Source organism: Streptomyces cahuitamycinicus (assembly GCF_002891435.1).
GTDB classification, from domain to species: domain Bacteria; phylum Actinomycetota; class Actinomycetes; order Streptomycetales; family Streptomycetaceae; genus Streptomyces; species Streptomyces cahuitamycinicus.
Window position 1 is genome coordinate 1 of record NZ_POUC01000200.1, and the last position, 13,990, is coordinate 13,990.

Consider the following 13,990-nt stretch of genomic DNA (forward strand, 5'->3'; position numbering starts at 1 on the left):
GTCCAGCCGCCCTTGCCGCCCCAGCGCCCCGCTCCCGCCCGCATCGACCAGGTCCGCGCCGAACTCGACGAGCTCAGCGACTACCTGCGCCGGCACGAGGGTGAAGGCCACCGGGACGGCAGACACGAGGGCGGACGGTGACAGCGGCGGCAGGACGGGTCGTCGCCGGCCGCTACGAGCTGTCCACCGTCCTGGGGCAGGGCGGCATGGGCCAGGTGTGGACGGCGTACGACCAGCGGCTCGACCGGCGCGTGGCGGTGAAGCTGCTGCGCCCGGACAAGGTGGCCGGACAGGACGCGGAGGAACTGCGCCGCCGTTTCGTGCGCGAGTGCAGGGTGACCGCGCAGGTCGACCACCCCGGCCTGGTCACCGTGCACGACGCGGGCAGCGAGGGCGAGGAGCTGTTCCTCGTCATGCAGTACATCGACGGCGTCGACCTCGCCGGACACCTCGCCGAGCACGAGCCGTACCCCTGGCAGTGGGCGGTCGCGGTCGCCGCGCAGTTGTGCGCCGTGCTGAGCGCCGTGCACGCCGTGCCGATCGTCCACCGCGACCTCAAGCCGCGCAACGTGATGGTGAAGCAGGACGGCACGGTCACCGTCCTGGACCTGGGCGTCGCCTCCGTCATGGACGCGGACACCACGCGCCTCACCCACACCGGCACCCCGATCGGCTCGCCCGCCTACATGGCCCCGGAGCAGGCCATGGGCGGCGCGGTCGGCCCCTACACGGACCTGTACGCGCTCGGCGTGGTCCTGCACGAACTGCTCAGCGGTGACGTGCCCTTCTCCGGCTCCACGGCCCTCGGCGTCCTGCACCGGCACCTGTACGAGCCCCCACTGCCCGTACGCCGCGTCCGTCCCGAAGTCCCCGAGGCACTGGAGGCCCTCGTCCTGCGCCTCCTCGCCAAGGACCCGCAGCACCGGCCCGCCTCCGCGCAGGAGGTGTACGAGCACCTGGAGCCGCTCCTGCCCGCGCGCGGGACGCCCACCGGAGCGGCCCTGGATCCCATGCGCCCGTTCCTGCGCCCGCACGCCCCCTGGCCGGATCGTGCGCGCACCCCCGCTCCCCAGCCCACTCCCGCCGCACCCGTCACCGATACGCCGGGGCAGACGGACATCGCCCGCGCCGTGGACGAGGTCAAACGGCTCCTCGGCGAGGGCCGCGTCACCCAGGCCGTCGACATCCTCGGAGCGATCCTGCCCGCCGCCGCCGAACAGCACGGCGCGCACTCCCCGGTCGTGCGCACCCTGCGCAAGCAGTACGCGGCGACGCTCCTGGACGACGGCCAGTACCGGCGCGCCCTGCCCGAACTGCGCCGTCTCGCCGACGAACGCGCCGCCGAGGCGGGCCAGTCCGACCCGCAGGCCCTGCGCCACCGCTACGAGGCCGCCCAGTGCCTCGAACAGCTGGGCGAACCGGCCGCGGCGCTCGCCGAGTACCGGGCGGTGCTGCCGTACTACGAGAACCAGTACGTCGCCGCCGGCGGCCCGGAGCTGGCGCACGACGTCCGCCGCCGTATCGGGCATCTCCTGCTCGCCCTCGGCGACCGGGGCGCCGCCCACGACACCCTGGCCCGCCTCCTGCACGACGTGGAGCGCACCCACGGCCCCGGGCACCCGCTGGGCGCGGAGATCCGCAGGACGCTGCAGTGGCTGGGGCAGGTCCGCGGCTGACGACCGCCCCGCGGCCGCGGCGGAGGCGCGGCGGTGCCGGAAGTCCCGGTGAATCGTTGGTCGAATGGGTTGGCCAGAGCTTGGCCACTGCCTACCATCGATCATCGCAAGACCTTGTGCACCGTCGCACAATCTCCTCGGGAGGCTCCCCTTGCACCGCCGCCGTCGTACCGCGCTCGTCCTCACCGCCGCGATCGCCGCCGCGGCGCCCCTGCTCACCGCCTGCGGAAACGACGCGCATCCCGGCGCGGCAGCCGTGGTGGGCGGCCAGCGGATCACCGTCTCCCAGCTCGACGAGCGGGTCGGCGAGGTACGCGCGGCCCAGCGGGCGGCCGTGCAGGACGAGGCCCAGTACCAGCAGGCCATCGCCAGAACCGGCACGCTCACGCGCGACACCCTGCAGACCATGGTCCTGGACCGGGTGCTGCACCGCGCCGCCGAGGACGCCGGCGTGACCGTCTCCCGCAAGGACATCCAGGCGATGCGGTCCGGCCTGGAACAGCAGGCCGGCGGCGCCAAGGCGCTGGAGAGGACCTGGCTCCAGCAGTACGGCATCCCTCCGCAGCGCCTCGACGAGAACCTCCGCCTCCAGCTGGAGGCGCAGAAGCTCGCCGAGAAGCTCGGCACGGACACCGGCCGCCCCGAGTTCTGGAAGGCCCTCTCCGACGCCTCCAAGGACCTGAACATCGACCTCAACCCCCGCTACGGCACCTGGGACGTCCAGAAGAGCAGCCGCGCGGACGCCAAGACGCCGTGGGTGCGGGACGTCACGGCGGCACAGAACCAGCAGGGCATGTAGGGCCCTGCGGTTCGGCGCACCCGTCGGGCCCTTCAGCCCGTCCACATCCAGGCCCTGTGGATAACTTCGGGTGCTGTCGGCGGCGTGGGATAGCTTCGAACCGTGAACGCCAACAGCCCCGAAGCCACCCCGGGCCCCGAGCGGACCGCTCCCGACGCGGCCGCCGCCCCCGGCCGCATCGTCCTGCTCACCACCAGCCACCGCGTCGCCCCCGGCCTGCTCTCCTGGCCCGCCTGGCAGGCACTGCACGCGGCGGACCGGGTGCTGTGCGCGGACGGCGCCCATCCGCAGCTGCCGTATCTGCGTGAGGCGGGGATACGGGTCGACGAGGAGTCCCCCACCGCGCAGGAACTGGTCGACGCCTGCTCCGGCGGCCGCACGGTGGTCGTGGTGGCCACGGGCGAGGGCGAACCGGCCCTGACGGACGGCCTGGCCCGCCTTGCCGGAACCGGCCGTATCGCCATGCCCCAGCTGGAGCTGCTGCCCGCCTCCTACGACCTCCCGGGCGCCCGTCTCCTCGACCTCGTCCAGGTCATGGACCGCATCCGCGCCGAGTGCCCCTGGTCTTCCCAGCAGACCCACAAGGGCCTGGCCAAGTACGGCATCGAAGAGGCGTACGAACTCGTCGAGGCGATCGAGGAGGGCGACCGCGACGAACTGCGCGAGGAACTCGGCGACGTCCTGCTCCAGGTCGTGTTCCACGCCCGCATCGCCGAAGAAGCCCGCCCGGAGGAAGGGGAGACCCCCTTCTCCATCGACGACGTGGCCGGCGGCATCGTCGCCAAGCTGATCCACCGCCACCCGCACGTCTTCGGTGACGCGACGGCCACGACCCCCGAGGAGGTCAAGGAGCACTGGCTGCGCACCAAAGCGGTCGAGAAGCAGCGGACCTCGATCACCGAGGGCATACCCCTCGGCCAGCCCGGCCTGGCCCTCGCCGCCAAGCTGGCCGCCCGCGCCCGCACCGCGAACCTGGACGTACCGCTCCCACCCGCCGAAGGCATCGGCTACGAGCTCCTGGCCCTGGCGGTCCGCGCCGAGTCGGAGGGCGTCGACCCGGAGGCGGCACTGAGAGCGGCGGCCCGCGCCTACCGGGACGCGATCAGGAATGCCGAGGGCTGAGCGGCCGGGGGGAGCAGACGGGGCTCCCGGAGGCCGGAAGCCGGAGCCGGACGTCGGAACCCGCTGGCCGGCAGCCAGAGCCGGAGCCGGATGTCGGATGTCGGAAGCCAGACGTCGGAGGCCGGAAGCCGGATGTCGGAAGCCGGAAGCCGAAGTCGGAGTCGAAAACCGGAAGCCGGAGCCGGAGCCGGAAGCCGGAGCCGGAAGCCGGAGTCGAAAACCGGAGCCGGAACGATGGCAGCGGACCCAAGCCCAGCCGAAACGGAGGCCAGCGCGCTCCCACAAGCCGGATACGGTCGAGACGTGACCGACCAGCCCCAGCCCCAGCCCAGCACACCCGCGACCGCTCCCGACCTCTTCACCTGGGAGTTCGCGAGCGACCCCTACCCGGCGTACGCCTGGCTCCGCGAGCACAGCCCCGTCCACCGGACGCGGCTCCCCAGCGGTGTGGAGGCCTGGCTGGTCACGCGCTACGCCGATGCCAAGCAGACGCTCGCCGACAGCCGGCTCTCCAAGAACCCCGCGCATCACGACGAACCGGCGCACGCCAAGGGCAAGACCGGGATCCCGGGGGAGCGCAAGGCCGAGCTGATGACGCATCTGCTCAACATCGACCCGCCGGACCACACCCGGCTGCGCCGGCTGGTGTCCAGGGCGTTCACCCCACGCCGGGTCGCCGAGTTCGCGCCACGGGTGCAGGAGCTCACCGACACCCTCATCGACGGGTTCGCGCGGAAGGGGTCCGCCGACCTGATCCACGAGTTCGCCTTCCCGCTCCCCATCTACGCCATCTGCGACCTGCTCGGCGTCCCGCGCGAGGATCAGGACGACTTCCGCGACTGGGCGGGCATGATGATCCGCCACCAGGGCGGGCCCCGGGGCGGTGTGGCGCGGTCCGTGAAGAAGATGCGCGGCTACCTCGCCGACCTCATCCACCGCAAACGCGAGGTGCTGCCCGCCGAGCCCGCCCCCGGCGAGGACCTCATCTCCGGTCTCATCCGCGCCTCCGACCACGGCGAGCACCTCACCGAGAACGAGGTGGCGGCCATGGCTTTCATCCTGCTGTTCGCCGGTTTCGAGACCACCGTGAACCTGATCGGCAACGGCACCTACGCCCTGCTCACCCACCCCGGGCAGCGCGCACGGCTCCAGGCGTCCCTCGCCGCCGGGGAGACCGGCCTCCTGGAGACCGGCGTCGAGGAACTCCTGCGCTACGACGGCCCCGTCGAACTCGCCACCTGGCGCTTCGCCACGCAGCCCCTCACCCTCGCCGGGCAACGCATCGAGGCGGGCGACCCCGTCCTGGTGGTCCTGGCCGCCGCGGACCGCGACCCGGAGCGGTTCGCCGATCCGGACGCGCTGGACCTCTCCCGCCGCGACAACCAGCACCTCGGGTACGGCCACGGCATCCACTACTGCCTCGGAGCCCCGCTCGCCCGGCTGGAGGGCCAGACCGCGCTCGCCACGCTCCTGACCCGCCTCCCGGACCTCCGGCTCGCGGCGGATCCGGCCGAGCTCAGATGGCGTGGCGGCCTCATCATGCGAGGGCTGCGCACCCTGCCGGTGGAGTTCGCGCCCGCCGGAAGTGACGAAACATCAGACCTGTGATCTTCACGTGATCTGCGCGGCATGAACTTGTGACAAGTGATCGACTGCCGATACGTTCACCCATCAACGCGGCGGGGAATCACGCCGCCTCGGTCACTGCTGTCTCGCGAAAGGTCTCCGTATGCTCTCCGGGAACGGTCGGCACCGCCGCCCCCGCCAGGCTCCGGCTCTCCTCCTGGCGGCCGGAGTGACCGGCTCCGCCATCGCGATCCCGCTCCTCGGGGCCTCCGGTGCCAGTGCGGCCGACGGCACGACCTGGGACCGGGTCGCGGACTGCGAGAGTGGCGGCGCCTGGAGCCAGAACAGCGGCAACGGCTATTACGGCGGCCTGCAGTTGTCCCAGGAGGACTGGGAGAAGCACGGCGGCCTCGACTACGCCGCGAGCGCCGATCTGGCCAGCCGCTCCCAGCAGATAGCCGTGGCCGAGAGAATCCTTGCCGACCAGGGGGTCGGCGCGTGGCGTACCTGCGGGCTGCTCTCGGGGCTCGAGCAGGGCAAGGGGTCGGAATCATCCGGCTCGTCCGAATCGTCCGGCGAGGTGGACTCACCCGGATTGCTCGATTCGCTGGGCTCATCCCCTTCTGAGGATCCTTCTTCATCTCCGTCGCCCGATGCGTCGTCGCCTTCGAAGGACGAGACCGCCAAGAGCGACAAGTCGCCCGAATCCGAGGGCTCGTCGCAGGAGCGGCAGCCCGAGGACTCTCCGTCGGCCACCTCCGGGGACGGCAAGTCGGGCGACTCACGGCAGGGTGACGACTCCTCGGCGTCGTCCGGCACCGGCTCCGGCCGCCATCGCGGTCCCAGTGCGGAGGAAACCCGCGCGCCCGAGGGTGACCGTACGGAGAAGTCCACGGGGCGTCACTCCGGGTCCGCCGACGAGAGTTCCGGCTACGCGTCCGAAGGTGCCTACATCGTGGGTGTCGGCGACAGTCTCTGGTCCATCGCCGACGCCCTGCGGGTCAGCGGCGGATGGCACGCGCTCTACGAGGGCAACGAGAACGCGGTCGGCACCGACCCGAACCTCATCCACCCCGGTCAGACGCTCACGGTCGAGGGCGAAGCGGACGAGAGGTAGCTGTTCGGGCAGTGCGGAAACGGGGGTCGAACTCACCCCGAAACCGGGTGAGTTCACGTCACCTTTCGCGCCGAATGTCCCGTATAAGCCCGGTGAGAGATAGATCTCAGAAGCCCTGATCGTCTTTGAAATTCCGTGGATCGCGTGTCTACGGTCGTGACCGCTCGTCACCGCGAGCCCCGGCTGCCGCAACGCCGAATCCTGCCAGCGGCCGTACGGGAACAGTCGTCGCGTCAAGCGCCGTAGGCAGGAGCGGGGGACCCAAGGTAAGTGCCCTACCGGCCGGTTGTGCCGGAAGGGCTTGGGGTGAAGCCGTGTCCCGGGAGGGGCGCGGCCGGGCAACTCAACCGGCCCGAACCCGACAGCTCACCTCGTAGGCGTCGGTGAGGGGATCTCTCCATGCTGTTTTCCGGCAAGGGCACGCACCGCCGTCCGTCCAAGGCCTCTCGGGTCATCGCCATCGCCGGTGTCACCGGTGCCGCCGTCGCCGCCCCGCTGATGGCGGCCGGCAACGCTTCCGCCGCCACCGCCTCCGAGTGGGACGCCGTCGCCCAGTGCGAGTCCGGCGGCAACTGGTCCATCAACACCGGCAACGGCTACTACGGCGGTCTGCAGTTCTCCGCCTCCACCTGGTCCGGCTACGGCGGCAGCAAGTACGCCTCCACCGCCGACCAGGCCACCAAGGCCCAGCAGATCGAGATCGCCGAGAAGGTCCTCGCGGGCCAGGGCAAGGGCGCCTGGCCGGTCTGCGGCAAGGGCCTGTCGAGCGCCGGCTACACCGGCGGCGGCTCCGCCGACGACTCCGGCAGCTCCTCGCAGAGCCAGCAGAGCACCGAGACCCGCCAGACCGAGCAGCAGCCCGCCTCCCGCTCCGACGAGCGTCCGGCTGCCAAGAAGACCGTCACCACCCCGACCGGCAAGAAGGTCAAGAAGGGCGACGGCGAGTACAAGGTCGTCAAGGGCGACACCCTCAGCTCGATCGCCGCGGACAAGAAGGTCAAGGGCGGCTGGGAGAAGCTGTACCAGCTGAACAAGGACATCGTCGACGATGCCAACCTCATCTACGTGGGCCAGCAGCTGCACCTGAAGTAGGCAGCGGCCCCACCGGCCCGCCCAGGGCCACGGGCTCCCCGCTCCGGTGCGTCATCCCCCGTACGCGCCGGAGCGGGGTTTTTTCTGCCCGACTTCGCGAAACGGCTTTGTTCCGTTCGGAAACAATTTGCTCTCGGTTCTGTCCATGGGGTGGGCGACCCGGTGGCCGATCGGCCGGAGCCGGTTAGGCTCATGTCGCGAGCCACCACGGCCCGCACCTCGCCGGGTCCACGTGACCCGCGTACCCGCGTCACATAAGAAGGAGATGCTCGTGCCGTCCATCGACGTCGTCGTAGCCCGGGAAATCCTGGACTCCCGAGGCAACCCCACGGTCGAGGTCGAGGTCGGCCTCGACGACGGCAGCACGGGTCGTGCCGCCGTCCCGTCCGGCGCCTCCACGGGCGCCTTCGAGGCCATCGAGCTCCGCGACGGCGACTCGAACCGCTACCTCGGCAAGGGTGTGGAGAAAGCCGTCCTCGCGGTCATCGAGCAGATCGGTCCGGAGCTGGTCGGCTACGACGCCACCGAGCAGCGCCTGATCGACCAGGCCATGTTCGACCTGGACGCCACCGACAACAAGGGCTCCCTCGGCGCCAACGCCATCCTCGGCGTCTCCCTCGCCGTCGCCCACGCCGCCTCCGAGGCCAGCGACCTGCCGCTGTTCCGCTACCTGGGCGGCCCGAACGCGCACCTGCTGCCGGTGCCGATGATGAACATCCTGAACGGCGGCTCGCACGCCGACTCCAACGTGGACATCCAGGAGTTCATGATCGCCCCGATCGGCGCGGAGTCCTTCTCCGAGGCCCTGCGCTGGGGCGCCGAGGTCTACCACACGCTGAAGAAGGTCCTGAAGTCCAAGGGCCTGGCCACCGGCCTCGGCGACGAGGGCGGCTTCGCCCCGAACCTCGGCTCCAACCGCGAGGCCCTCGACCTCATCCTCGAGGCCGTGAAGGAAGCCGGTTACACCCCCGGCGAGCAGATCGCCCTGGCGCTCGACGTCGCCGCGTCCGAGTTCTACAAGGACGGCGTCTACACCTTCGAGGGCAAGGAGCGCTCGGCGGCCGAGATGACCGAGTACTACGCGGAGCTCGTCGACGCGTACCCGCTCGTCTCCATCGAGGACCCGCTGTTCGAGGACGACTGGGACGGCTGGAAGGCCCTGACCGACAAGCTCGGCGACAAGGTCCAGATCGTCGGCGACGACCTGTTCGTCACCAACCCCGAGCGCCTCGCCCGCGGCATCGAGGAGGGTGCGGCCAACGCGCTCCTGGTCAAGGTCAACCAGATCGGTTCGCTGACCGAGACCCTGGACGCCGTCGAGCTGGCCCAGCGCAACGGCTTCAAGTGCATGATGTCCCACCGCTCCGGCGAGACCGAGGACGTCACGATCGCCGACCTGGCCGTCGCCACCAACTGCGGCCAGATCAAGACCGGCGCCCCGGCCCGCTCCGAGCGCGTCGCCAAGTACAACCAGCTGCTGCGCATCGAGGAGATCCTCGACGACGCCGCGGTCTATGCCGGCCGCAGCGCGTTCCCGCGCTTCAAGGGCTGACCGCGAAAGGCCTGACCCGTAAGAGGCAGCGTCGTACGTACGTCCCCGTACCCGGTCCCGTACCGTGTCCGGGGACGTACGCGCGTATGACGGTGGAGCGGAGGCGGACACATGGCCGTGAAGGACCGGGACCGGTTCTCCACCGCGACCAGGATCCGGTTGCTCGGCGAGCAGACCGCGGCCCGGGTGTACCGCTCCCAGACCAAGCGCCAGGCCCGCCGCTCGCGGCTGACCGGCCGGGCGGCGCTGCTCGCTCTGGTGATGTGCTCGCTGATCGTGGCCCTGGCCTACCCGATGCGCGAGTACGTCTCGCAGCGCGCCGAGATCGACGACCTCCAGCGCGAACAGCGGCAGGCCCGTGAGCGCGTCGAACGACTGCGCGACCAGAAGGCGCGCTGGCAGGACGACGCGTACGCCGAGCAACAGATCCGGAAGCGGTTGCACTACGTCATGCCGGGGGAGACGGGCTTCATCGTCATCGACCCGCACGCGGCGAAGCAGTCGCGCACCGACCTGGGGGCGGCGGACCGCCCTTGGTACTCCAACGTCTGGGACGGCGTCGACAAGTCCGACGCCTCCGGCCAGTGACCTGACCTCCCAGCCGGCGATCAGAGAAAGACAGCCTGAAGACAGTCATGGAAACGCCCCCGCCGACCACCCCGCGCACCGAGCCCACCGACGCGGACGTCGAGGCCTTCAAGCAGCAGCTCGGCCGGCCCCCGCGCGGTCTGCGCGCGATCGCCCACCGCTGCCCGTGCGGACAGCCGGACGTCGTCGAGACGGCCCCGCGGCTGCCGGACGGGACGCCGTTCCCCACGCTGTACTACCTGACGTGCCCGCGCGCCGCCTCGGCGATCGGCACGCTGGAGGCCAACGGCGTGATGAAGGAGATGACCGAGCGGCTGGCCTCGGATCCGGAACTGGCGGCGGCGTACCGGGCCGCGCACGAGGACTACATCCGGCGGCGCGACGAGATCGAGGAGCTGAAGAACTTCCCGAGCGCGGGCGGCATGCCGGACCGGGTGAAGTGCCTGCACGTGCTGGTGGGTCACTCGCTCGCCGCGGGCCCGGGGGTGAATCCGCTCGGCGACGAGGCGATCACGATGCTGCCCGAGTGGTGGCGCAAGGGGCCGTGCGTGACGACCGCCGAAGGGGACGCCCAGTGACCCGTGTCGCCGCCGTGGACTGCGGTACGAACTCCATCCGGCTCCTGGTGGCCGACGTCGACCCGGCCACCGGTGAGCTCGTCGAGCTGGACCGCCGGATGACGATCGTGCGGCTCGGGCAGGGTGTCGACCGGACCGGCCGGCTCGCTCCCGAGGCGCTGCAGCGGACCTTCGCGGCGTGCCGCGAGTACGCCGGGATCATCAAGGAGCACGGGGCGGAGCGGCTGCGGTTCGTGGCGACCTCGGCCTCCCGGGACGCCGAGAACCGGGACGAGTTCGTGCGCGGTGTGCTGGACATCCTGGGCGTCGAGCCCGAGGTGATCTCCGGGGACCAGGAGGCGGCGTTCTCCTTCACCGGCGCCACCGAGGAGCTCGCGGGAAAGGACCACCTCCCGAAGCCCTACCTGGTGGTGGACATCGGGGGCGGCTCGACCGAGTTCGTCGTGGGCGACGACCGGGTCCGGGCGGCCCGCTCGGTGGACATCGGCTGTGTCCGCATGACCGAGCGGCACCTGGTCAGGGACGGGGCGGTGAGTGACCCGCCGTCAGCGGAGCAGATCGCGGCGATGCGGGCCGACATCGAGGCCGCGCTCGACCTCGCCGAGGAGACGGTCCCGCTGCGCGAGGCGCGGACGCTGGTCGGCCTGGCCGGTTCGGTGACGACCGTTTCGGCGATCGCCCAGAAGCTGCCCGCGTACGACTCGCAGGCCATCCACCACTCACGCGTCTCCCGCGAGCAGGTCCGCGAAATCACCGAGTGGCTGCTGCGCTCCACCCACGCCGAGCGCGCGGCCGTGCCCGCCATGCACCCGGGCCGGGTCGACGTGATCGGGGCGGGGGCCCTCGTACTGCTGTCGATCATGGAGCGGATCGACGCGCAGGAGGTTGTCGTGAGCGAGCACGACATCCTCGACGGCATCGGCTGGTCTCTGGCCTGACCGCCTACAGGTTGCGGTACACGTCCCGCCGGTCGCCTACCTTGACGACGAGGATGACGAGCTCACCATCGTTGACCTGGTAGGCGACCCTGTAGCTGCCGACCCTGAGCCGGTAGAGCCCTGACGGGCCGGTGAGCTTCTTGACATCGGCGTCCTCGCGGTACGGATCGTCGCCGAGCGCGGTCAACGCGGTCAGGATACGCATGGCATCGTGCCGGCTGATGGCCCGAAGCTGCCGCTGTGCAGCGGCAGTGAACCGGAAGGCGTACTTCACGCGGCGCCTTCACCGCGCTCGCTGAACAGGTCCGCCAGCAGCTCGGCCATGGAAACGGTGGGCCCGCCGTCGGCCAGAACTGCTTCCGCCTCCCGGGCCAGCATCACGTCGGCCGCCTCCTCCAGCGCTTCGAAGTCGCTGATCGGCACGACCGCGGCTACTGGGGCGCCGTTGCGCGTTATGACGGTCGGAGTGCCTTCCTCGGCGCGGTTGATGTGTTCCGCGAGGTGTGCGCGTGCTTCCCTGACGGTCACGGTGTTGTCGGCCATGAAAATAGTGTACGCAGTTCCGTGTACACCGGCCAGGTGTGGACGTTCGCCGCGCACGGAGACGTGTTCATCGGAATCCCTCGACGGCATCGCACGGTCGGTCGCAGCTCGCTTCTGAGCAGGCATGGATCACGAATGAGCGTGTCCCGGGGGCCCGCGCGACCCCCGGGCGACAGTCCGTCGGAAAAGTTCGTGAAGTTCTTCACAAGGAATTCGGCCCTCCCGGGCGAAGAGAGGGGTCCCGTTGACCCGTCCGGGGGCTGAACAGGCCTTTGAACACGTTCAGAAGCATGGTATGGAGGCCTCCGGAAAGAGGCTCGAGCCCACCTTCCGGAGGTCCTCACGGAGGCTCATCGGGCGCAGAGAGGCAGCTCACGCGCCATTGACAATGTTCCGTGGTGCACACAGCGGCTCGGTTGTCACCATGACATGGATCACGCGAGCGGCGGAGGATAACACATACCCCGACCGAGCTTGTGAAGGGGCGCACGAGCCACCCCCCTGAGACGGGTGGATACTCGATGGCATGAGCACCACGGAGCGTCCCAGGATCCTCGTAGTAGGCGGTGGGTACGTAGGCCTGTACGCAGCTCGGCGTATCCAGAAGAAGATGCGCTACGGCGAGGCGACCGTCACGGTCGTCGACCCCCGGTCGTACATGACCTACCAGCCCTTCCTCCCCGAAGCCGCCGCCGGCAACATCTCCCCGCGCCACGTCGTCGTCCCGCTGCGACGCGTGCTGCCCAAGGCGGAGGTCCTCACCGGCCGGGTCACCACCATCGACCAGGACCGCAAGGTCGCCACGGTCTCCCCGCTGGTCGGCGAGGCCTACGAGCTTCCCTTCGACTACCTGGTGATCGCGCTCGGCGCGGTCTCCCGCACCTTCCCGATCCCCGGCCTCGCCGAACAGGGCATCGGCATGAAGGGCGTCGAGGAGGCCATCGGCCTGCGCAACCACGTCCTGGAGCAGCTGGACAAGGCCGACTCCACCACCGACGAGGAGATCCGCCGCAAGGCGCTCACCTTCGTCTTCGTGGGCGGCGGTTTCGCCGGTGCCGAGACCATCGGCGAGGTCGAGGACATGGCCCGCGACGCGGCCAAGTACTACAAGAACGTGTCCCGTGAGGACATGCGCTTCATCCTGGTCGACGCCGCCGACAAGATCCTCCCCGAGGTCGGTCCCAAGCTCGGCAAGTACGGCAAGGAGCACCTCGAGGGCCGCGGCGTCGAGGTCTACCTGTCCACCTCCATGGACTCCTGCGTCGACGGCCACGTGGTGCTGAAGAACGGCCTCGAGGTCGACTCCAGCACGATCGTCTGGACCGCCGGCGTCAAGCCGAACCCGGCCCTGGCCCGCTACGGCCTGCCCCTCGGCCCCCGCGGTCACGTCGACTGCGAGCCGACCCTCCAGGTCAAGGGCACCGACTACATCTGGGCCGCCGGCGACAACGCCCAGGTCCCGGACCTCGTCGGCCGCAAGGCCGGCAACGAGAACGCCTGGTGCCCGCCGAACGCCCAGCACGCGCTGCGCCAGGCCAAGGTCCTCGGCGACAACGTCGTGTCCGGCATGCGGGGCTTCCCGCAGAAGGACTACGCCCACGCCAACAAGGGCGCGGTGGCCGGTCTCGGCCTCCACAAGGGCGTCGCGATGATCGTCATGGGCAAGATGAAGATCAAGCTCAAGGGCCGTCTCGCCTGGTACATGCACCGTGGCTACCACGGCCTGGCGATGCCGACCTGGAACCGCAAGATCCGCGTCTTCGCCGACTGGACCCTGGCGATGTTCCTCAAGCGCGAGGTCGTCTCGCTCGGCGCTATGGAGACGCCGCGCGAGGAGTTCTACGAGGCCGCCAAGCCGGCCCCGGTCGCCGCCGCGCCGAAGGAGAAGACCGAGGAGAAGGCCAAGGCCTCCTGACCTCCGGCCGGTCATCCGCCTGACGAAGGGCCTCCCGCCATCCGTGGTGCGGGAGGCCCTTCGGCGTGTTTTGCCCAGACGTGACGCGTGCCGGGGACTGCGCCGAAGCTCCGCAGGTGTTTACGTGGTGTCGGACTTTCCGGGATTTTCGCCGTCACGGAGGTGTACACCATGGCAGACGCCGCTACGCGGCTGCAGGGCCTCTTCACACAGATGCTGGGAGCACCGCTCCCGGTGCGCATCCGCGCCTGGGACGGTTCGCAGGCCGGCCCGCCGGGTGCGCCGACCCTCGTCGTACGCAACCGCCGGGCGTTGCGCCGTCTGCTGTGGAAGCCGGGCGAACTGGGCCTGGCCCGCGCCTGGGTGGCGGGGGACCTCGACATCGAGGGCGACTTCTACGCGACCCTCGGTCTGCTGTCGGGTCTGATCTGGGAGCGCGACGACGACGCCCGCACCCTCGCCCAGGCCTGCCTCTTATACACATCTGACGCTGCCGACGAACTC

Annotated in this window: 13 protein-coding genes, 1 pseudogene and 1 riboswitch; of the genes and pseudogenes, 12 read left to right on the top strand and 2 right to left on the bottom strand. The window is 70.4% G+C overall.

Annotated features, from left to right (window positions below; all coding sequences use genetic code 11):
* Positions 1–179 precede the first annotated feature (179 nt).
* From C1J00_RS24615 to C1J00_RS24665, 10 genes are all read left to right on the top strand, one after another.
* Positions 180–1,676: a serine/threonine-protein kinase gene (locus tag C1J00_RS24615; protein WP_281262768.1), complete on the top strand. Its 1,497-nt coding sequence runs from the start codon at positions 180–182 to the stop codon at positions 1,674–1,676.
* Between the two features lie 151 nt (positions 1,677–1,827).
* Complete coding sequence (locus C1J00_RS24620; protein ID WP_102911231.1) at positions 1,828–2,475, top strand: SurA N-terminal domain-containing protein; 648 nt, start codon at positions 1,828–1,830, stop codon at positions 2,473–2,475.
* A 102-nt stretch (positions 2,476–2,577) separates the two neighbouring features.
* Positions 2,578–3,597 (top strand): nucleoside triphosphate pyrophosphohydrolase, encoded by a 1,020-nt coding sequence (locus tag C1J00_RS24625; RefSeq protein ID WP_102911232.1) that lies wholly within the window; start codon positions 2,578–2,580, stop codon positions 3,595–3,597.
* Positions 3,598–3,900: 303 nt separating this feature from the next.
* Positions 3,901–5,205 (top strand): cytochrome P450 family protein, encoded by a 1,305-nt coding sequence (locus C1J00_RS24635; RefSeq protein ID WP_102911233.1) that lies wholly within the window; start codon positions 3,901–3,903, stop codon positions 5,203–5,205.
* A gap of 121 nt (positions 5,206–5,326) precedes the next feature.
* Positions 5,327–6,280, top strand: coding sequence for a LysM peptidoglycan-binding domain-containing protein (locus C1J00_RS24640; protein ID WP_102911234.1), 954 nt, complete (start codon positions 5,327–5,329; stop codon positions 6,278–6,280).
* A gap of 228 nt (positions 6,281–6,508) precedes the next feature.
* Positions 6,509–6,675: riboswitch (cyclic di-AMP (ydaO/yuaA leader) on the top strand.
* Positions 6,676–6,679: 4 nt separating this feature from the next.
* Entirely contained in the window at positions 6,680–7,372 is a 693-nt protein-coding gene (locus tag C1J00_RS24645) for a transglycosylase family protein (protein WP_102911235.1), read from the top strand.
* 271 nt (positions 7,373–7,643) lie between these two features.
* On the top strand, positions 7,644–8,924 hold the full coding sequence (gene eno, locus C1J00_RS24650) for a phosphopyruvate hydratase (RefSeq protein ID WP_102911241.1): 1,281 nt from the start codon (positions 7,644–7,646) through the stop codon (positions 8,922–8,924).
* Between the two features lie 111 nt (positions 8,925–9,035).
* Positions 9,036–9,512: an FtsB family cell division protein gene (locus C1J00_RS24655; RefSeq protein WP_102911236.1), complete on the top strand. Its 477-nt coding sequence runs from the start codon at positions 9,036–9,038 to the stop codon at positions 9,510–9,512.
* Positions 9,513–9,559: 47 nt separating this feature from the next.
* A complete protein-coding gene (locus tag C1J00_RS24660; RefSeq protein WP_102911237.1) occupies positions 9,560–10,090 on the top strand; it encodes a DUF501 domain-containing protein in 531 nt (176 codons plus the stop codon).
* Positions 10,087–11,028: a Ppx/GppA phosphatase family protein gene (locus C1J00_RS24665; RefSeq protein WP_102911238.1), complete on the top strand. Its 942-nt coding sequence runs from the start codon at positions 10,087–10,089 to the stop codon at positions 11,026–11,028. The genes C1J00_RS24660 and C1J00_RS24665 overlap by 4 nt, the downstream gene beginning before the upstream one ends.
* Before the next feature lie 4 nt (positions 11,029–11,032).
* Here C1J00_RS24665 and C1J00_RS24670 read toward each other — a convergent pair whose 3' ends face one another.
* Together C1J00_RS24670 and C1J00_RS24675 are read right to left on the bottom strand one after the other, a co-directional pair.
* Complete coding sequence (locus C1J00_RS24670; protein WP_102911239.1) at positions 11,033–11,302, bottom strand: type II toxin-antitoxin system RelE family toxin; 270 nt, start codon at positions 11,300–11,302, stop codon at positions 11,033–11,035.
* The gene (locus tag C1J00_RS24675; protein ID WP_102911240.1) at positions 11,299–11,571 is read right to left on the bottom strand and encodes a type II toxin-antitoxin system Phd/YefM family antitoxin; all 273 of its coding nucleotides are present in this window, start codon (positions 11,569–11,571) and stop codon (positions 11,299–11,301) included. Before C1J00_RS24675 ends, C1J00_RS24670 begins: the two co-directional genes overlap by 4 nt.
* 526 nt (positions 11,572–12,097) lie before the next feature.
* Between C1J00_RS24675 and C1J00_RS24680 the strand changes: the two genes are divergently transcribed.
* Both C1J00_RS24680 and C1J00_RS48575 read left to right on the top strand, forming a co-directional pair.
* Positions 12,098–13,486: an NAD(P)/FAD-dependent oxidoreductase gene (locus C1J00_RS24680; protein ID WP_078625500.1), complete on the top strand. Its 1,389-nt coding sequence runs from the start codon at positions 12,098–12,100 to the stop codon at positions 13,484–13,486.
* Positions 13,487–13,657: 171 nt separating this feature from the next.
* Positions 13,658–13,990: pseudogene (locus C1J00_RS48575) on the top strand (hypothetical protein); the annotation flags it as partial.

Excerpts from the sequence above, each read along its gene's own strand:
- C1J00_RS24660 (WP_102911237.1), top strand. The coding sequence starts at position 9,560 with ATGGAAACGCCCCCGCCGACCACCCCGCGCACCGAGCCCACCGACGCG.
- C1J00_RS24645 (WP_102911235.1), top strand. The coding sequence starts at position 6,680 with ATGCTGTTTTCCGGCAAGGGCACGCACCGCCGTCCGTCCAAGGCCTCT.
- C1J00_RS24675 (WP_102911240.1), bottom strand. The coding sequence starts at position 11,571 with ATGGCCGACAACACCGTGACCGTCAGGGAAGCACGCGCACACCTCGCG.
- C1J00_RS24655 (WP_102911236.1), top strand. The coding sequence starts at position 9,036 with ATGGCCGTGAAGGACCGGGACCGGTTCTCCACCGCGACCAGGATCCGG.
- C1J00_RS24640 (WP_102911234.1), top strand. The coding sequence starts at position 5,327 with ATGCTCTCCGGGAACGGTCGGCACCGCCGCCCCCGCCAGGCTCCGGCT.
- C1J00_RS24680 (WP_078625500.1), top strand. The coding sequence starts at position 12,098 with ATGAGCACCACGGAGCGTCCCAGGATCCTCGTAGTAGGCGGTGGGTAC.